Source organism: Kribbella yunnanensis (genome assembly GCF_039529655.1).
Taxonomy (GTDB): Bacteria; Actinomycetota; Actinomycetes; order Propionibacteriales; family Kribbellaceae; genus Kribbella; species Kribbella yunnanensis.
The window spans coordinates 67,775-86,250 of sequence record NZ_BAAANF010000011.1 but is presented as its reverse complement, the minus strand read 5'-3'; the positions used below and the strand labels follow the sequence as shown (position 1 = coordinate 86,250).

The window sequence follows — 18,476 nt, the reverse complement described above, 5'->3', positions numbered from 1 at the left end:
GCTACGGTGGGCCCCATGACCTGGAGTACGGCGGACATCCCGGACCTGACCGGACAACGGGCGCTGGTCACCGGCGCCACGAGCGGACTCGGCTACGAGACGGCGAAGGTGTTGCTGCAGCACGGCGCCGAGGTGGTGCTGGCGGCGCGCAACCCGGAGAAGACCGCGGAGGCCGCGCGTCGGCTGACTGTTGAGACGCATCGCGTGCCGATCACCGTGGAGCTCGACCTGGCCGACCTCGCGAGCGTGCAGCGCGCTGCCGCGGAGGTGGCTGACCGGTACGACGCTCTGGACGTCCTGGTCAACAACGCCGGTGTGATGGCGACGCCGTACCGGCAGACGATGGACGGGTTCGAGCTGCAGATCGGAACGAACCACCTGGGGCACTTCGCGCTCACCGCCCGGTTGATGCCGCTGCTCCGAAAAGGCCGAGTCGTCACGGTCAGCTCCTTCATGCACAAGTCGGCCAGCGGGATCCGGGAGCTCGATCTGCGGCTGCCGGCGAGCGGCTACTCGAAATGGCCGCAGTACAGCAGGTCGAAGCTGGCCAATCTGCTCTTCATGTTCGAGCTCGGCCGCCGGGTGCCAAGTGTTTTGAGCGTCGGCGCGCATCCGGGCTACGCCTCGACACATCTGCAGGCAGCCGGGCCGGAGCTGGCCGGGGCGAAGCTGCAGGCGCGCATCTGGCAGGGGATCAACCTGTTCGCGCAGTCCGCGGCAGCGGGCGCCTGGCCGAGTCTGTACGCCGCCACTCGGCCGGATCTGCAGCAGGGGGCGTACGTCGGGCCAAGCTTCTTCGAGTATCGAGGGGCTCCGAAGCTGGTGCAGGCGACGCGGGCGGCCCAGAACGCAGAGCTGGCGCGGGAGCTGTGGGCGTGGTCGGTGGAGGCGACCGACGTGGATCCGGCACTCAGCGTGCGGAGCTAGTGACACAGCGGCAATCTTGTGGTTACCCTCGGGTAATTTCCGAGCTGGAGGTCCGCCCGTGCGCAAGCTTGTCGCCGTAGTCGCAGCCGTCGCCCTGACTGTCACAGCCTTCGGGACCCGGGCCGACGCTGCTCAGCCCGGCTTCGCCATCAAGTACGAGCGCATCCAGGGTGCCGGTGGTATTCAGATCGGTGCCGTGGTCCTCACCCCGACCGGTCAGGGGAGCGGCCCGTTCCCGCTCGTGGTGATGCCGTCGAGCTGGGGTGTCCCGAACCTCGAGTACGTCGGTCAGGGCAGCAAACTGGCCAAGTCGGGCTTCCAGGTCATCTCGTACTCCAGCCGCGGCTTCTGGGACACCGGCGGCGGTATCGACGTGGCCGGCCCGCCGACCGTGGCCGACGTCTCCAAGGTGATCGACTGGGCCGCCCTCAACACCCCCGCCGACACTAGCAAGGTCGCCGCGGTCGGAATCTCGTACGGCGCCGGTACGTCGCTGCTCGCGGCCGCCGAGGATCCCCGCATCAAGGTGGTCGGCGCGCTGAGCGGTTGGGCCGACCTGATCAAGTCGATCGACCCGAATGAGACGGTCTCGCTCCAGGCAGTCGCCGGACTACTTGCCGTCGGCAACATCACCGGCCGTCCCGGACCGGAGATGCAGTCGCTGCAGACCAAGTTCCTCACCGGCCGGTACGACGAAGCGATCGCCGAGGCGAAGGTTCTCGGCCCGGTGCGCTCCGCGCAGACCGTGGTCGGCAAGATCAACGCCAACCGGCCGGCCGTCTTCCTCGCGAACGCCTTCGAGGACTCGATCTTCCCGCCGACCCAGTACACCGACTTCTTCACCGCTCTGACCGGTCCCAAGCGGCTCCAGTTCGCCCACGGCGATCACTCCACTCCCGAGGTTCCGGGCGCGATCGGTCTGCCGAACGAGACCTGGGACGAGCTCGTCGCCTGGACGCGCCACTACCTGACCGGCGCGGACAACGGCGCCGACACCGAGAAGCCCGTCCAGCTGAAGTCCCAGCGCAACGTCTGGCGCGGCTACGACAACTGGGCGGCGGTCGGTCAGCCGCGGACGACGTACCTGAGCAAAGGAAATCTGCAGACTAGACCTGCAACCGGCTGGGAGAAGGGCATCGCCGCGGGCGTGCCGACCGTCGCCGACAGCGGCATCGCCTTGGTTTCCGGCGCGCTCCAGGGCTTGCTCTCGATCCCAACAGGCGTGGCCACGCCGCTGATCGATCGATCATTCGCCGGCGTCTGGTCGGGAGAGGTCTATCCCAACCCCACGATCGTCAACGGATCCCCAGAACTGCACTTCACAGCAACACCCTCTGTGAAGGACACTTCACTCTTCGCGTACCTCTATGACGTCAACGCGCTAGGAGTCGGATCCTTGATCTCGCACAAACCGCTCACACTGCGAGGGGTAACCCCCGGCAAAGCCGTCACCATCGATCTGCGCATGGAAGCCACCAGTTGGGAGGTTCCGGCCGGTCATCACCTGGTCCTCGTCGTCGACACCGTCGACCCGCGGTACCTCGGCCGGAGCTCAGTCGGCAGTTCGGTCACGTTCAGTTCGCCGGCAAGCGATCCGGCCCAGCTCACCGTCCCGGTGGCCGCGTGACCACGACGCGCCGGGGATTCCTCGGCCTCACCGCTGCCGCCATCGCCGCCGCACCGCTCAAGGCTCAGGCCGCCGCGCCGAAGTACCTCTACCACGGCCGGTACGGCGACGGTGTCGGCATCGCGTCGTACGACGCAACCGGCAAGATCACGTCGACCGGCGTACTGAAGGGTGTCGGCGACCCGTCGTTCATCATCCGCTCGGGCAACTTCCTGTACGCCGTCAATGAGCAGGAGACCGGGGCTGTCAGCGCCATTGCGATCGATGCCCCCGGCAAACTCCGGCTGCTCAATCGTCAACCCAACAAGGGATCCGGTCCGTGTCATCTAGCTGTTGCCAACGGCTACCTGTTGAGCGCGAACTACGGGTCCGGTGATGTCGCCGTACACAAACTGAAGGTTGACGGGGGCATCGGCACCCAGACCGACCTCGTCAAGCACGCCGGCGACGGGCCGCACGCGCACCAGATCGTCGTCGCAGGCAACTACATCCTGGCCGTCGATCTCGGCACAGACTCGGTCTACACCTACACGCTGACGAGCGGGAAGCTGGCGCTCAAACACCAGCTGACGCTGACGGCCGGTGCCGGTCCGCGGCACCTCGCGTTCCACCCGTCCGGCAAGTTCGCGTACGTGGCGAACGAGCTGAACAGCACGATCACCGTCTGCAGTTTCGCCGACGGCAAGCTCCTCGCGCTGAACACTCAGAGCACGGTCCCGCCCGGTTCGCCGACGAACTACCCGGGCGAGGTGATCGTGTCCCCGGACGGCCGGTACGTCTACCTCACCAACCGCGGTCACAACAGCATCGCGGTCTTCGCGACCTCGGCCACCGGTGACGCGCTCACCTTTAAGGCGACGCCGAACGCCGGTGGCGTGTGGCCGCGGCACTGCATCATCGACCCGACCGGCAGCCTGCTCTTCGTCTCCAACCAGAACTCGGGCAACATCGTCACCTTCGCGGTCGACCTCGCGTCCGGGAACCTGACCCAGAAGAGCTCGTTCAGCACCCCGACTCCGGTGTGTGTAAATGTTTGAGGTCTTGCGTTTTTGAGATGAGAACGTTTCCATTGGAGCGCCTTTCTCCGCCCCGAGAGGAGCTCCAATGCTCAAACTTGTCGTCGCGGCCGCCCTCGCAGCCGCGACCACCCTGATGCCGCAGGCGCAAACGGCCGACTGGCAGCGCGGAACCCCGCCGCTCAGCACACCCTGGACCGACGCAGTCACACCGTCGAACGCACTCCCGGAGTACCCGCGGCCCCAGCTGACCCGCCCCGAATGGCGCAACCTCAACGGTCTGTGGGAGTTCGCCGCCGCAGCACCGGGGGAGCAGCCCCCGATCGGCCGCACGCTCGGCGAGAAGGTCCTGGTGCCCTATCCGATCGAGTCCGCGCTGTCCGGGATCCAGCGGCACGAGGACCGGATGTTCTACCGCCGTACCTTCACCGTCCCGCAGCAGTGGAAGGGCCAACGCCTCGTCCTGCACTTCGGTGCGGTCGACTACGACGCCAAGGTCTGGATCAACGGCCGGCTGGCCGGCACGCACCGCGGCGGGTACGACGGGTTCGATGTCGACGCCACCAACTACCTGCACAGCGGCGGTCCGCAGGAGCTGATCGTCTGGGCCGAGGACCTCACCGACGAGACCTTCCAGCCGATCGGCAAGCAGCGTGAGGTCGGCGATCACGGGATCTTCTACCAGGGCAGTTCCGGCATCTGGCGGACAGTCTGGATGGAGCCGGTGAACACGTCGGCCATCGACCGCCTCCAGCTCACCCCCGACCTCCCCGGCAAGGCGCTCAAGGTCACCGCGGACACGACCGGTCCAACGGGCCTCGACGTCGAAGTGACGGCGTACGACGGTCTTCGTCAGGTCGGCAAGATCCGCGGCAAGGCCGACACCGAGCTGCGCGTGCCGATCCCGAACCCGAAGACGTGGACCCCCGACAAACCGTTCCTCTACGACCTCAAGGTCCGGCTGATCGATCGCCGTGGCAAGACCGTCGACCAGGTCGGTTCGTACGCCGGGATGCGGTCAGTCGGCCTGGTCAAAGGGGCCGACGGCAAGCTTCGGATGGGCCTCAACGGCAAGGTCCTGTTCAACCTGTCCACGCTGGACCAGGGCTTCTGGCCGGATGGCTTGAACACTGCACCGACTGATGCCGCCCTGCGCTTCGACGTCGAGCAGCACAAGCGGCTCGGCTTCAACACCGTCCGCAAGCACATCAAGGTCGAGCCCGATCGCTGGTACTACTGGGCCGACAAACTCGGCCTGATGGTCTGGCAGGACATGCCGGCCTCCAAGACCGCGGAGATCCCGGAGCCGTGGCGCGCGCAGTTCAAGTCCGAGCTGCGCGAGATGATCGAGGAGCACAAGAGCTTCACCTCGATCACCGTCTGGGTCCCGTTCAACGAGGGCTGGGGTGAGTGGGACAAGGCCGAGACCGGCCAGATCGCCGACGCGGTCAAGGCCCAGGACCCGTCCCGCCTCGTCAACGCTCACAGCGGCGTGAACTGCTGTGCCTCCAAGGGCGATTCGGGTCGCGGTGACCTCCTGGATCACCATGCCTACCTCGGCCCGGGCACCCCATCACCGGCCGGTGAGCGGGCCGCGGTCGACGGTGAGCACGGCGGCTTCGGCCTCAAGACGCAGGACCACATGTGGTTCGGGGACGGCTTCGCGTACGAGATGACGCCGGACAAGGCCACGCTGACCAGACGGTACGTCGAGAACCAGCGCGACGTACTGAAGTCGGCAAACCAGTGTGGGATCAGCGGTTCGGTCTACACCCAGATCACCGATGTCGAGGGTGAACTGAACGGCTTCTTCACCTACGACCGGCAGGTCCCGAAGATGGACTTCGCCCAGGTCCGGACGATCAACGAGCAGATCATCGCGCAGGCGGACGGAACCGGAACCGGTGGGCCGAACCCCGGTCCCGGCACACCAGGTGCCGACGGCATCCACTTCTATCCGCTCGACGGAACCGCTGAAGATGCCGTCGGCAACAACGACGCGACCCTGCAGAACGGCGCGATCTTTGCCCCGGGCAAGAACGGCCAAGGCGTTGCCCTGAACGGATCCAACCAGTACGTCGACACTGGCGCCGCGCTGCTGGACACGAGCGGCAACTACTCGGCCAGTGCTTGGGTGAAGCTCAACAAGGTGGACGGTTTCCAGACCTTCGTCAGCCAGGACGGCGATCGCGACAGCGCGTTCTTCCTGCAGTACTCCGGGGCCGACCAGCGGTTCGCGATGAGTTTCCCAGGCGTCCGGGCGCTCGCGCCGACCAAGCCGAACGTCGACCAGTGGTACCACGTGACCGGTGTCCGCGATGCCGCCAAGGGCGAACTCCGCCTGTACGTCGACGGTCAGCCGGTGGCCGCGAAATCCGCCTGCACCCTGGACTCGACCTCGACCGGGAACACGGTGATCGGCCGGGCCAAGTTCGGCGGTAACCAGGTCGACTTCCTCGACGGCACGGTCGACCAGGTGCACCTCTACGACCGCGCCCTCACCGATCAGGAGGTCAAGACCCTGTACCAATCCGGTCGCTGACACTCGGATCCGAGATGCGAGCACGTCGCAAACCACCGATCCTTGACACTACATACTGACGAGGAGGAGGTGGGTGCGATGGCAGCGCCAAGCCACCTGCTCGCGCCTCAGGCCGTCAACAAGTTCCGGCCACCCCGTTTCGGCCTCGGTGGTTCGCGTCTCGGCGAACCACCCGGTCCGGGCGGCGACACCCCCGCGATCGCGACCGTCGACGCGGCGTACCAGGCGGGGATCCGGTTCTTCGACTCCTCACCGGCGTACGGCGACGCCGAAGCCAGACTCGGTACGGCGCTCAGCCGCCGCCCGCGCGGTGAATTCCTCGTCTCCACGAAGGTGGTCGGCGCGGACGCCGAGGAGTCGATGCGCGGAAGTATGCAGCGCCTCGGACTGGCCGTGGATCTCGTGCTCGTGCAGGACTCGGGTGCGAGCGAGGCTGCGCCCGGTCCGGCGGCGTTCGAGGCCGCCCTCCCCGTTCTCGACGGTTTGCGGCGGGAGGGCGTGATCAAGGCGATCGGCGCCGCATCCACCGACTGGCAAGCGCTTGATCGGCTCGTCCGCGACCACGAGCTGGACTGTGTCCTGTTGGCCGGGCGGTTCTCGCTGCTCGACCAGAGCGCGCGTCCGCTCCTCGATCGTTGCCTTGCGCGCGGAGTTTCCGTGATCGTCTCCGGCGTGCTGTCGCCGGAGGTACTGCACACCGACAGCGTTCCGGCCCGGCGGATCTCGGCTGTCTGCGAGCGGTACGGCGTTTCGCTGCCGCAGGCCGCGCTCGCGTTCCCCGCCCGGCACGCCGCAGTCACCTCGGTGCTGATCTCGGCCGCGAGCCCCGCGGAGATCCGGGCCGACGCCGCTCTGGTCCGACAGCCCGTCCCGGCGAACCTGTGGCGGGACCCGGAGTTGCTCCGTTTGCTAGCGTAGGGACCAGGTCCTGCGCTACTGCGGGCCCCGGACGAGTGACGTCGTACCCGGTTGGCGAAAAGACGACGTCCGCCCCCTGGAGGGGCAGTCCCGATGCATGTTGTCGACGTTTTCGAGATCGTCGGTGCGCTGACCATTCTGATCGCCTTCGCGGCCGCCCAGGCCGGGCGGCTGCGGCAGCGCACGCTCACCTACCAGCTGCTGAACTTCCTCGGCTCCACCCTGCTCGCCGCCATCGCACTCCAGCAACAGTCCTGGGGCTTCCTGCTACTGGAAGGCAGCTGGGCTGTGATCAGCCTGATCGGCCTGCTCACACTCCGCCGGAAGCCTGAACCGCAACACGTCTAGAACTTGTCGCCCGGGTTGGTCGAGGACGGGCTGGGCTCACCAGGCGTCCCGGTCGGGAGACTGGCGCTGGGATCCGGAGTGGTCGGCGTATCGGGGCCTGTGCTGTCTGGCGGCGGGGTGGTCGGCGTGATCGTCGTGGTGACGGTGTTCGTCGGCGTCGGGATCACCGGCGGCGGGTTGAGCGGCGGGGAGTCCTTGAACAGCAGCCAAGCCAGCAAGAGCGACAGCGCCATCAGCAGCAGCATCGTGGCCAGCGCGTACCAGATCGCTGCCCAGGAGGCCGGCCGCAGCGCGGTCGGCCACGGCAGCGGCCAGATCCGGAACAGACCAGGCCGCCGACGGCCCTCCCAGTAGTGCAGGAAGTCGGGCCCGCGGCGTCGCCCGGGTTGGGGGATCCGGTCCATCAGGACCGCGGACAGCACGTCCTCGCCGCGGCGCTCGGCCAGCAGCCGCTCGTCCGTCGCGGCGCTGGACCCGTCGTCCTCGCGGATCGGCCCGAACGCGGCCCAGAGCGCGAGATCGTCGTCGTCCTCGTCGTTGTGCGCCAGTACGACGTCCTCGGGCAGCGAGTCGACCGCGAACACGAACCGGTCCCGGGCGGCCGCGTCGTCGGCCGAACCCTCGGTCATCATCGCGACCACGGCGTTCCGGCCGCGCTCGTCACTGGCTGTGTACAGATAACCGGCGGCATTCGCGCCCAGCCGCCCGCGCAACCAGAACTCGCCGACCCGCGGCGGGTCCTCCGGCTGCAGCGGAAGTGCGGCAGGAATCAGCGACACAGGCGCGTCCACCGGCCGCTCGGCCGGCTGCACCTCCGTCTGGGATTCGGTCGCAGTCATCGCCCCAATCCCACCACATCCCTGGTAGCACTGCCCAACTCCCCGTGATTTGAGTCGCCGGGGAGGATGGGCTCGGTGGGCCGTGGAGCGGCGGACCCGGGGATCTGATGGAATGGCCGGTGTCGAACGCATCGGGGAGTGACAAGGTCCGCACTGTGGACCCCGGAAGGACAGGCATGACCGAAACCACTGTGCCGGCTGCAAGCGTGGCGCAGCAGTCCCGGCTGATCGGCGAGGCACTCAGCGAGGTCAAGCGAGTGATCGTCGGTCAGGAGCACATGGTCGAGACGCTGATGGTCTCGCTGCTGGCCAAGGGTCACTGCCTGCTCGAGGGTGTGCCGGGTGTCGCCAAGACGCTCGCCGTGCGGACCTTCGCGAGTGTGGTCGGCGGCACCTTCGCCCGGATCCAGTTCACCCCCGACCTGGTCCCCTCCGACATCGTCGGGACCCGGATCTACCGGCAGACCCGCGAGGCGTTCGACATCGAGCTCGGCCCCACGTTCGTGAACTTCGTCCTGGCCGACGAGGTGAACCGAGCGCCGGCCAAGGTGCAGTCGGCGATGCTCGAGCTGATGGCCGAGCGGCAGGTGTCGATCGGCGGCCAGACCTTCCCGATGCCGAAGCCGTTCATCGTGATCGCGACCCAGAACCCGATCGAGTCCGAGGGCGTCTACCCGCTGCCGGAGGCGCAGCGGGACCGGTTCCTGGTCAAGATCGACGTGCCGCACCCACGTGGGCACGAGGAGTTCGAGATCCTCCGCCGGATGAGCGTGGACCCGCCCGAGCCGCGGCCGGTGCTGCAGCCGGAGACGATCATGGAGCTGCAGCGGACGGCCGAGCAGGTCTTCGTGCACAACCTCGTCGCGGAGTACGCCGTACGTCTGGTGATGGCGACCCGGACGCCGACCGACTTCCACCTGCCCGACCTGGAGCCGATCATCGAGCTCGGCGTCAGCCCACGGGCGACGCTCGGCCTGGTCTCGGCCGGCCGGGCCCTGGCGCTGATCCACGGCCGCGACTACCTGCTGCCGAGTGACATCCAGACCGTCGCGCTGGACGTGATGGGTCACCGGATGGGCCTGACCTTCGACGCGGTTGCCGACAACATCGACCCGCGCGCAGTCGTCGAGCGCATCCTGGCCACCGTCCCGCCGCCGCAGCCGGTGTGGCGCGACGGCAGCGACGGCCAGGGCCGCCCGGAGTTTGTGTAGTGGCAAACCGTCAAGACCCGCGAGCTGCGATGACGATCTCGCAGCTCGCGCCCGAGCGGGCGTTGCGGCGGCTGGAGCTGACCGTCGTACGGCGTCTCGAGGGGTATCTGCACGGTGAGCACATGGGCCTGTTGCCGGGGCCCGGGACCGAGCTCGCCGAAGCACGGGCCTACCAGGTCGGCGACGACGTCCGGCGGATGGACTGGGCGGTGACCGCGCGGACGACGATCCCGCACGTGCGAGACCTGATCGCGGACCGCGAGCTGGAGACGTGGGCGATGGTTGACCTGTCCGGCTCGATGAACTTCGGTACGTCGACCTTGGAGAAGCGCGAGCTCGCGGTCGCCGCCGTGGCCACGGTCGGGTTCCTGACCCACCGGCTGGGTGACCGGTTCGGCGGCCTGATGCTGCGCGACTCGTCATTGCGGCGCTGGCCGGCGCGTTCCGGCCGCCTCGCCTTGTACGGTCTGCTCCGGGCGTTGCTGGCCGAGCAGTTCACCGCCGAGCAGTCGGCGCACCGCAGCGACCTGGCCGCGGCCCTGGAGTCGATGGCTCGGACGCAGCGCAAGCGGGGCCTGCGGGTGATCGTTTCTGACTTCCTCACGCCTGAGGACGGCGAGATCGACAGCCGCCTGGAGCCTTCCTGGGAGCGTGCGATGCGCAAGCTGACCGCGCAGCACCAGGTGCTGGCCGTGGAGATCGTCGACCCGCGCGAGCTCGAACTGCCGAATATCGGCGTCGTCATGATCGGCGACCCCGAGACCGGCCAGGTCCGCGAGATCGACACCCGCCGCCGCAAGGTTCGGGAGGCCTTCGCCACCGCCGCGCTGGCACAGCGGGAACGAACCCGGATCGCCCTGCGTAGGGTAGGTGCGGGCCATCTGGTCCTGCGGACCGACCGCGACTGGGTCGCCGACACCGTGCGCTTCGTGCTCGCCTACCGGCGGATGGCACCGCGTCTGCACCAACCGCCGAAGGGAGTGGCGCGCTGATGGAGTTCCTGTCTCCGAGCAGGTTGTGGTTCCTGCTGCTCATCCCGGTGGTCGTCGCGGCCTACCTGTACCTGCAGCACCGCCGCTCGCAGTACGCGCTGCGCTTCACCAACATCGCCCTGCTCGACCGGGTCGCGCCGCGCCGTCCGCAGTGGCGCCGGCACCTCGCGGTCACCTTCGCGCTGCTGGCGTCGATCTCCTGCATCGTGGCGTTCGCGCAACCCAAGGACAAGGTCAAGGTGCCGCGCGAGCGGGCCACGATCGTGGTCGCGATCGACGTCTCGCTGTCGATGATGGCCACCGACATCGACCCGAACCGGCTCGAGGCGGCGAAGAAGTCGGCGAAGAATTTCGTCAACCAGCTGCCTGGCAAGTTCAACGTGGCCCTGGTGAACTTCGCCGGCTCGGCCTCGATCATCGTGCCGCCGACCACCGACCGGGCGACCGTGCTGCGGTCGATCGACGGTCTGGACCTGGCCGAGTCCACCGCGACCGGTGAAGGCATCTTCACCTCGCTGCAGGCGCTCACCCAGGTCCCGCCGGACCCCGACCACCCGAACGACCCGGCTCCGGCGCGCATCGTGCTGCTCTCGGACGGCAAGCGGACGGTCGGCCGGACCGCGCAGGAAGGCGCCCAGGCGGCCAAGGCCAAGAAGACGCCGGTCTACACGATCTGCTTCGGCACTGACTCCGGCTTCATCGAGATGGACGGGATCCGGCAGCGGGTCCCACCGGACCGGGCCGAGCTCCGCAGCGTCGCCGAGATCAGCAACGGCAAGGCCTACACCGCGGAGTCGGCCGGTGAGCTGGAGGACGTCTACAAGGACATCGGCTCCTCGGTCGGCTACGACGAGGTGGACAAGGAAGTCACCTCACGGTTCGCCGGGATCGCCATGCTCTTCACGCTGGCCGCGGCCGGTGCCTGTATCGCGATGGCGTCCCGGTTCCCCTGATCGACGAGCGCTGACAGCAGGCTGTCAGTGAACTGAAACCGCCCGTGGGTTCGATGGACGAAATTCCATTCCGAACCTTCGGAGGTTTCACTCATGAAGACAGTTCTGCGTTTGGCATTGACCGGACTCGGATCGGTGGCCCTGCTCGGCGGTGGGCTGGCGACGGCTTCGGCGGCACCTGTGTACGACGGCGCCGAAGCGGGTCCGCTGACGGTCGCAGCGACCTCGTCGTTCGTCGCCTACTCCGGCTCAAGTTGGAGCGGTTTCTCCAAGGACATCAACGGCTGTGGCCTGCACCGGATCCCGTACAGCGGTTCCTACCGCTGGTACGCCCGCGGCCAGAGCGGGCATCTGTTCAACAACACCACGGGCACCGGCGTTCCGCACACGCGGCTGCCCTCAGATGCCAACAAGTCGTCGGCCAGCGGGTTCGGGTGGAAGAGCATCCTGATCGTCTGCTGATCACCGACACGCCGAGCCCGGCCCTTCACCAGGGCCGGGCTCAGGCGTTTCTCAGACCTCGTCCGCGTACGTCGTCAGCCAGGCCAGCGCCGAGTTCCAGTTCACCGCGACCTCGTTGGTCGAGTACGAACCGATCTCGTCGATGTAGCACTTGGCCGGCGCGCAGCCGACAAGGTTGCGCTGGGCAACGGGGTCCTGCAGCCCGGAGTTCGCGCCGCCGGCCAGCGAGCCCGGGTACGGCGAGGGATACGCCGGGTTCAGCGAATGGGACCAGAACCGGTGGTGCTGGTTATGGCTGTCCCGCTCGCCGTACCCGGTCACGTAGGACTGGTTGATCGCGTTCCGCCCGAGCAGGTAGTCCAGCGACTCCAACGCTGCCGATCGGTACGACGGGCGCCCGGTCAGGTCGGCGGCGATCGCGAGAATCATCGCGTTGTTCGCCGTACCGCTGTTCGATCCCCACACGTAGTGGCCGTTCGCCGGCTTGTACGGATTGGCGTAGCCCTGGGATCGCAGATCGGCAAGGTAGCTGTCGGCAACGGTCGCGATCCGGCGGATGAGATGGATCCGCTCCACAGCGGGGAGCCGCCAAGGCACCCGGGCGAGCGCGAGATCCGCGAGCCCACCGGTCTCCTGCCACGAGAATCCGTCGGCCGCCTTCAGCACAGTACTGATACGACGCTTGTACGACGCCTTGCCAGTCGCGGCGAACAATTCGGCCGCGGCCCACGAGAACTCGTCGGTCACCTTCACATCGTCGTACGCGCCACCACCCACGCCACCCGTCGGCGCGTAGATCGCCGGGTGCAGCTCAGCGGCCTTCCAAGCCGTCTGCGCGGCCGAGAGGCAGCGAGCAGCCAGCGCGTGGTCCCAGCGGGCGTACACGCGGGCGCAGCGCGCGCCGATGGCGGCAAGGTTGAGGGTCGCGGCGGTCGACGGCGGGTAGAGGTAACGCTGCTGCGGGTCGGCGGCCGGGGCGAGCGCCATGCCGGTCCACGCTTCGTCGTGGATCTTGTGGTGGACCATGCCGGCCAGCGGCTGACCAGCCGGAACCTGCATGCGGAGCAGGAAGTCGATCTGCCACTTCGCCTCGTCCAGCACATCCGGCACCCGGTTCGCGTTCTCCGGGATCTTCAGGCTGACGTTGCGATCCGACTCCTCGTACAGGTCGAGCAGCTGCCACGCCGCGAGCGCCCCGTTGACGACGTACTTGCCGTGGTCGCCGGCGTCGTACCAGCCGCCGCGGACATCGAGGCTGTAGTCGCAGCTGCCGGGAACACAGGGGACCGACGTGTCACCCTTGTTGGGCGCGACGCCGACATGACCGGCCGCGCGGGCCCAGGCGTCGCCGACGTACTTCGCCTCGATCGGGATCCCGCTGCGGTTGTTGTAGAAGTACTCGAGCGAGTCCTGTCGCAGGGCGGAGTACAGGTTCTTCGCGATATCGAACGGCTCGCTGACGTCTTCGCCGACGACGAGCCTGAAGCCGGTGCCGGTCGTCCGGAAACTCCCGAAGTCGATCAGCTGCACGCTGTCGCCCGACAACGCATCCGGCCCGTACGGCGTGGTCTTGCCGACGGCAACCGTCTTGTTGCCGGAATCAACGAGCTTCCAGTCCAGCGGAGTCGTCGCCGTCGTCACGTACGTCGCCCGATGTGGACCGCCTGGCAGATACCCCAGCTGGTTGACCCGGACCGGTGAGCCGAAGTCCCGGATCCCGCCCGGCGGCAGGATTCCGCCGGTGATCGAGATGTTGTCCAGGCACAGCGTGTACGCCTCGGCCGCGCCACCGGCCTGGAACGACATCTGACCGTGCGTGTCGGTCACCGGCGAATTGTTGGTGAAGCTGAAACTCTGCATCGTCGTACCGGCCGTGACGGTCTGACCGATGACCGTGCCGTACGGCGGCCCCTGCTGCTGCAGAACCGCCTTGAACTGGATCGGCTTGCTGGCCGACGCGTCGAACTTCAGCGTGTACGGCTGCCCCTGCTCCAGCGGTACGTCGTCCTGGCCGATCATCGAGTCCCAGGGATTGGCGGTGCCGGCCGGGATCTGGGCACACAGCCGCCCGTCGGTGACCGCGGACGGCGTGGTCGAGCTGGACCACCAGGGTTCCCGCTCGGTGTCGAAGGTCCCGTTCAGGATCCGCTCGTACGGCGGATCGGCCGCGGTGGCCGGGGTTCCGATCAGGGTCGCAGCCAGGACGGTGAGCGCGGCGGAACCGGCGATCAGGGCGGATCGTCGTGCTGAGGGCATGGGCACTGCCTCCGGGAGAAGCTGGGAGCGGTTGCAGAACCGGGCGGAAGCTGCAGCCAAACGTGGCGCCATGCTCCCCAGGCATCAGTGCCGTGTCAAGACTCAAACAGGGGGTTCACAAACGTTCAGCCATCGCTTACCTTCTGCTGGAAGCGCTCCCAGTTTCTTCCAGTCGAGGAGGGTCAAGGATGTCGGCAAAGTGGTGGGCAGCAGCAGCGGCGATCGGACTGGTGGCGGTGGCCGGATGTGGAGGCTCGGGGAACGACGAGGCGGCCGACGGCACGATCACGCTGACCGTGAAGACGTTCAGCGAGTTCGGCTACGAGGACCTCTACAAGCAGTACGAGGACTCGCACCCGGGGATCAAGATCAAGGCCGACAACATCGCCAAACTCGCCGACTACACGCCGAAGCTGCAGCAGTGGCTGACCGCCGGTAGCGGCGCGGGTGACGTGGTCGCGCTGGAGGAGGGCATCCTGGTCAAGCTGATGGCCAAGCCCGACCAGTTCGTCAACCTGCTCGACCACGGTGCCGGCAGCCTGAAGGGCAACTTCCTGGACTGGAAGTGGAACCAGGCGCTCACCACGGATGGTTCGAAGCTCATCGGTCTCGGGACCGACATTGGTGCCCAGGGCATGTGTTTCCGCAGCGACCTGTTCGCCAAGGCCGGGCTGCCGACCGACCGGGAGAAGGTCGGGGCACTGTGGCCGACCTGGGACCAGTACCTTGCCACCGGCAAGAAGTTCGGCGGTGCGAACACCGGCGCCAGCTTCTTCGACACCTCGGGTGCGATCTACCAGAACATCCTCATGCAGCAGGGCGATACGACGTACTTCGATCGCAGTAACAAGCTGATCGTCGACACCAACCCCGGCGTCCGCAAGGCATGGGACCAGACCGTGCAGATGGTCGACGCCGGGCTGTCCGGCAAGCTGCAGATGTGGAGCCCGGCCTGGAACGCCGGTTTCAAGAAGGGCACGTTCGCGACCATCCCGTGCCCGGCGTGGATGCTCGGCATCATCCAGGACCAGGCCGGTCCGGAGAACGCCGGCAAGTGGGACGTCGCCCGGGTACCGGGGGAGGGGGCGGTCCGCGGTGGCTCGTTCCTCGCCGTACCCGCGCAGAGCAAGCACCAGAAGGAGGCTGCCGAGCTGGCGAAGTTCCTGACCAGCCCGGAGGGGCAGACGGCCGCCTTCAAGGCGAAGAACAACTTCCCGTCCGCGCCGAAGGCGATCGACGACCCGGCCGTGGCCGGGGCGAAGAGTGAGTACTTCAACAACGCGCCGGTCGGCAAGATCTTCGGTCAGTCCGCCAAGGAGCTGAAGCCGGTCTACCTCGGCCCGGAGAACCAGCAGGTCGGTGACGCGATCGGGGATGCGCTGACCGCGATCGAGCAGGGCAAGCTCAAACCCGAGGAGGCCTGGACCAAGGCCCTCGCCGACTCCCAGCGGGCCGTCGGCAAGTGAATCGGCTGAGTCGCTGGAACCGCTTCGATCTGCACGGATCGCCGTACGTCTTCATCGCGCCGTTCTTCCTGCTCTTCACCGTCTTCGGTCTCTTCCCCCTGCTCTACACCGCGTGGGTGTCATTGCGGTCCTGGGATCTGACAGGAGACGCCGGGTTCGTCGGGCTGGACAACTACACCCGCCTGCTCGGCGACCCGGACTTCTGGAACGCGCTCGTCAACACCCTCGGGCTGCTCGTCCTCGCGACGGTTCCGCAGTTGATCCTCGCGCTGATCGTGGCAGCCCTGCTCAACCGGCCGTTGCGAGCACTGCTCTTGTTTCGGCTCGGTGTTCTCGCACCGATCGTCACGTCGGTCGCCGCGGTGGCGATCGTCTTCGGTCAGCTCTACGGCCGCGACACCGGTTTGGTGAACGGCGTCCTCGGGCTCTTCGGTGTGGACGCGATCGACTGGCAGGCCAGCAAGGCAACGTCGTGGATCGCGGTGTCGAGCATGGTCAACTGGCGCTGGACGGGGTACAACGCGTTGATCTACCTGGCGGCGATGCAGGCGATCCCGCGGGATCTCTACGAGGCCGCGCAGATCGACGGTGCCGGTGCGATCCAGCAGTTCCGCAAGATCACCGTGCCGCTGATCCGGCCGGCGCTGATCTTCACCGTGGTGATGTCGATCATCGGTGGGATGCAGTTGTTCACCGAGCCGCTGCTGTTCGGGCAAGGTGATGTGTCCGGCGGCAGTCTGCGGCAGTTCCAGACGATCGCGATGTACATGTTCGAGCAGAGCTTCCAGAACTTCGACTACGGATACGGCTCCGCGGTCGCCTGGATGATCTTCCTGCTCACCGTGCTCGTCGGGGTCGTCAACCTGCTGATCGGCCGCCGGATCCGGGGAGGTACGCAATGAGGCAACCCCGCAACACCCTCGTCTACCTGACCTTGCTGATCAGCCTGGTGCTGTCGGTGTTCCCGCTGTACTGGTTGTTCGTGGTCGCGACTCGCTCCAACGATGTGGTCGGCCAGTTCCCGCCGCCGCTCGTGCCGGGTGGCAACCTCGGCGACAACATCCAGCGGCTCTTCGGTCCGGAGGCGGAGGAGGCGCACTTCGCGCGCGGTCTGCTCAACTCCGCGATCGCGTCGGTCTGCGTCACGATCTCGGTGGTGTTCTTCTCCTCGCTGGCCGGGTTCGCGTTCGCCAAACTGCGGTTCCGCGGCCGCAACGCACTGCTGATCTCGGTGCTGGCCACGATGATGGTTCCGGTGCAGATGGGCATCGTGCCGCTCTACATGGTGATGGTGAAACTCGGCTGGCAGAACCACCTGCAGGCGGTCATCGTCCCGTTCCTGGTATCGGCGTTCGGCGTGTTTCTGATGCGCCAGTACGCCGAACGCGCCGTACCGGACGAGTTGATCGAAGCAGCCCGCCTGGACGGCTGTACGACGTTCGGGCTGTTCGTCCGGGTGGTGTCGCCGGCGTTGCGGCCGGGCGCCGCCGTACTGGGGCTGTTCACGTTCATGGGGACCTGGAACGAGTTTCTCTGGCCGCTCGCGGTGCTGGAGGCGGACAATCCGACCGTCCAGTTCTCGCTCAGCCAGCTCGCTTCGCAGTACTACACGGACTACACGCTCATGTTCACCGGCACGCTGATCGCGACCGTGCCACTGCTGCTGGTCTTCATCCTGTTCGGCCGACAGCTGATCAGCGGCATCATGGACGGCGCTGTCCGGTCCTGATGACTTACTCTCTATCCACTCTCATGTTAAGGACCACCAGGTGACAGACCCGCACAAACGCCAAGTGACGCTCGACGAAGTCGCCGAGCGGGCCGGTGTGTCGCGGTCGGCCGCGTCCCGGGTGATCAACAACGCGCCGCATGTCAGCAAGGCCAAGCGGGACGCGGTGCACCGGGCGGTCAGCGATCTCGGATACGTGCCGAACGCAACGGCCCGCGCGCTGGCCACTCAGCAGGTCGGGGCTGTCGTGCTGGCGATCTCGAGCGACAACCCGCAGGTCTTCACCGACCCGTTCTTCGCCGACGTCGCGGTCGGGGTGAACTCGGTGCTCGAGGAGACCGATCTCGAGCTGATCCTGCAGCTCGCGACCTCCACGCGCGGGCAGACCCGGCTCGAACAGGTACTGCGGACCCGGCAGGCCGACGGCGTGATGCTGATGTCGATGCACGGTGAGGATCCGCTCGCGCAGATCGCCGAGAAGTCCGACGTACCGGTCGTCTTCGGTGGTACCCCGGCGAACTTCGAACCCCGGTACTACGTCGATGCCGACAACCGCGGTGGGGCCCGGCTGGCCACTGAGCACCTGGTCACGACCGGGCGCACGCGCATCGCCACCATCACCGGCCGAATGGACGAGGGCGCCGGCACCGCGCGGTACAAGGGTTATCAGGAAGCACTCGCGGTAGCCGGCCTGGACGCGAGCCGCGTCGTGTACGGCGACTTCAGCGAGGAAGGCGGTGGCCACGCCATGGAGCAGTTGCTGGCCGAGCACCCGGACCTCGACGCGGTCTTCGTCGCCTCGGATCAGATGGCGATCGGCGCGATGCGAGTGCTGAAGGATGCGGGGCGAACGATCCCGGGTGACGTCGCGGTCGTCGGCTTCAACGATGTCGTGCTCGCGCGACACACCGAACCGCCGTTGAGCACGGTCAGTCAGCCGATCCAGTCCCTCGGCCGCGAGATGGCGCGGATGCTGCTCGCGCTGATCGCGGGGGAGTCCCCGACGCCGTTGATCCTGCCGACGCGACTGGTCGTGCGGGCGTCCAGCTGACAGACGCACGAAGGGCACGGACCCTGAGATCCGTGCCCTTCAAGTGGTGCGGCCGCTGTTTGCTACCACCGGGGGTGTCCCGACACCCGGTGGCCCAGCGGCCACGGCCCCTCCACCCTTGTGGAATGTCTGATGCTCA

The 18,476-nt window shown here is 67.3% G+C and carries 16 protein-coding genes and 1 riboswitch; of the genes, 14 read left to right on the top strand and 2 right to left on the bottom strand.

The annotated features are described in order from the left end of the window. The first annotated feature begins 15 nt into the window (after positions 1-15). The 6 genes from ABD231_RS17375 to ABD231_RS17350 all read left to right on the top strand — a co-directional run bounded on the left by ABD231_RS17375 (position 16) and on the right by ABD231_RS17350 (position 7,378). The gene (locus tag ABD231_RS17375) at positions 16-927 is read left to right on the top strand and encodes an oxidoreductase (RefSeq protein WP_344152341.1); all 912 of its coding nucleotides are present in this window, start codon (positions 16-18) and stop codon (positions 925-927) included. Positions 928-985: 58 nt separating this feature from the next. Beyond that, positions 986-2,554, top strand: coding sequence for a CocE/NonD family hydrolase (locus tag ABD231_RS17370; RefSeq protein WP_344152338.1), 1,569 nt, complete (start codon positions 986-988; stop codon positions 2,552-2,554). Further along, the gene (locus ABD231_RS17365) at positions 2,551-3,591 is read left to right on the top strand and encodes a lactonase family protein (protein WP_344152336.1); all 1,041 of its coding nucleotides are present in this window, start codon (positions 2,551-2,553) and stop codon (positions 3,589-3,591) included. The genes ABD231_RS17370 and ABD231_RS17365 overlap by 4 nt, the downstream gene beginning before the upstream one ends. Before the next feature lie 67 nt (positions 3,592-3,658). Beyond that, complete coding sequence (locus tag ABD231_RS17360; RefSeq protein WP_344152333.1) at positions 3,659-6,112, top strand: LamG-like jellyroll fold domain-containing protein; 2,454 nt, start codon at positions 3,659-3,661, stop codon at positions 6,110-6,112. A 78-nt stretch (positions 6,113-6,190) separates the two neighbouring features. Next, the gene (locus ABD231_RS17355; RefSeq protein ID WP_344152330.1) at positions 6,191-7,030 is read left to right on the top strand and encodes an aldo/keto reductase; all 840 of its coding nucleotides are present in this window, start codon (positions 6,191-6,193) and stop codon (positions 7,028-7,030) included. Between the two features lie 4 nt (positions 7,031-7,034). After that, a riboswitch (guanidine-III (ykkC-III) riboswitch) is annotated at positions 7,035-7,102 on the top strand. A 21-nt stretch (positions 7,103-7,123) separates the two neighbouring features. Beyond that, a complete protein-coding gene (locus tag ABD231_RS17350; protein WP_344152327.1) occupies positions 7,124-7,378 on the top strand; it encodes a CBU_0592 family membrane protein in 255 nt (84 codons plus the stop codon). Here the strand turns inward: ABD231_RS17350 and ABD231_RS17345 are convergent. Further along, the gene (locus ABD231_RS17345) at positions 7,375-8,217 is read right to left on the bottom strand and encodes a hypothetical protein (protein ID WP_344152324.1); all 843 of its coding nucleotides are present in this window, start codon (positions 8,215-8,217) and stop codon (positions 7,375-7,377) included. The genes ABD231_RS17350 and ABD231_RS17345 overlap by 4 nt on opposite strands. A 176-nt stretch (positions 8,218-8,393) precedes the next feature. Between ABD231_RS17345 and ABD231_RS17340 the strand changes: the two genes are divergently transcribed. From ABD231_RS17340 to ABD231_RS17325, 4 genes are all read left to right on the top strand, one after another. After that, on the top strand, positions 8,394-9,428 hold the full coding sequence (locus ABD231_RS17340) for an AAA family ATPase (protein WP_344152321.1): 1,035 nt from the start codon (positions 8,394-8,396) through the stop codon (positions 9,426-9,428). Positions 9,429-9,457: 29 nt separating this feature from the next. Then, positions 9,458-10,420 carry a DUF58 domain-containing protein gene (locus tag ABD231_RS17335; RefSeq protein WP_344152319.1) on the top strand — a complete coding sequence of 321 codons (963 nt, stop codon included), beginning with the start codon at positions 9,458-9,460 and terminating at the stop codon, positions 10,418-10,420. Further along, positions 10,420-11,373 (top strand): VWA domain-containing protein, encoded by a 954-nt coding sequence (locus ABD231_RS17330; protein WP_344152317.1) that lies wholly within the window; start codon positions 10,420-10,422, stop codon positions 11,371-11,373. Before ABD231_RS17335 ends, ABD231_RS17330 begins: the two co-directional genes overlap by 1 nt. A gap of 93 nt (positions 11,374-11,466) precedes the next feature. Further along, entirely contained in the window at positions 11,467-11,835 is a 369-nt protein-coding gene (locus ABD231_RS17325) for a MiAMP1 family antimicrobial peptide (RefSeq protein ID WP_344152314.1), read from the top strand. A gap of 51 nt (positions 11,836-11,886) precedes the next feature. Here the strand turns inward: ABD231_RS17325 and ABD231_RS17320 are convergent, their stop codons facing one another. Beyond that, positions 11,887-14,091, bottom strand: a complete 2,205-nt coding sequence (locus tag ABD231_RS17320; RefSeq protein WP_344152312.1) for a glycoside hydrolase family 9 protein — start codon at positions 14,089-14,091, stop codon at positions 11,887-11,889. Positions 14,092-14,279: 188 nt separating this feature from the next. On the opposite strand from ABD231_RS17320, the gene ABD231_RS17315 reads away from it, so the two are divergent. From ABD231_RS17315 to ABD231_RS17300, 4 genes are read left to right on the top strand one after another with little or no spacing between them, the layout of a single operon-like run. Then, entirely contained in the window at positions 14,280-15,557 is a 1,278-nt protein-coding gene (locus ABD231_RS17315; RefSeq protein WP_344152310.1) for an ABC transporter substrate-binding protein, read from the top strand. After that, positions 15,554-16,459: a carbohydrate ABC transporter permease gene (locus ABD231_RS17310; protein WP_344152306.1), complete on the top strand. Its 906-nt coding sequence runs from the start codon at positions 15,554-15,556 to the stop codon at positions 16,457-16,459. The genes ABD231_RS17315 and ABD231_RS17310 overlap by 4 nt, the downstream gene beginning before the upstream one ends. After that, positions 16,456-17,286, top strand: a complete 831-nt coding sequence (locus tag ABD231_RS17305; protein ID WP_344152303.1) for a carbohydrate ABC transporter permease — start codon at positions 16,456-16,458, stop codon at positions 17,284-17,286. The genes ABD231_RS17310 and ABD231_RS17305 overlap by 4 nt, the downstream gene beginning before the upstream one ends. 40 nt (positions 17,287-17,326) lie before the next feature. Then, on the top strand, positions 17,327-18,337 hold the full coding sequence (locus tag ABD231_RS17300) for a LacI family DNA-binding transcriptional regulator (protein WP_344152300.1): 1,011 nt from the start codon (positions 17,327-17,329) through the stop codon (positions 18,335-18,337). The last annotated feature ends 139 nt before the right edge of the window (positions 18,338-18,476 follow it).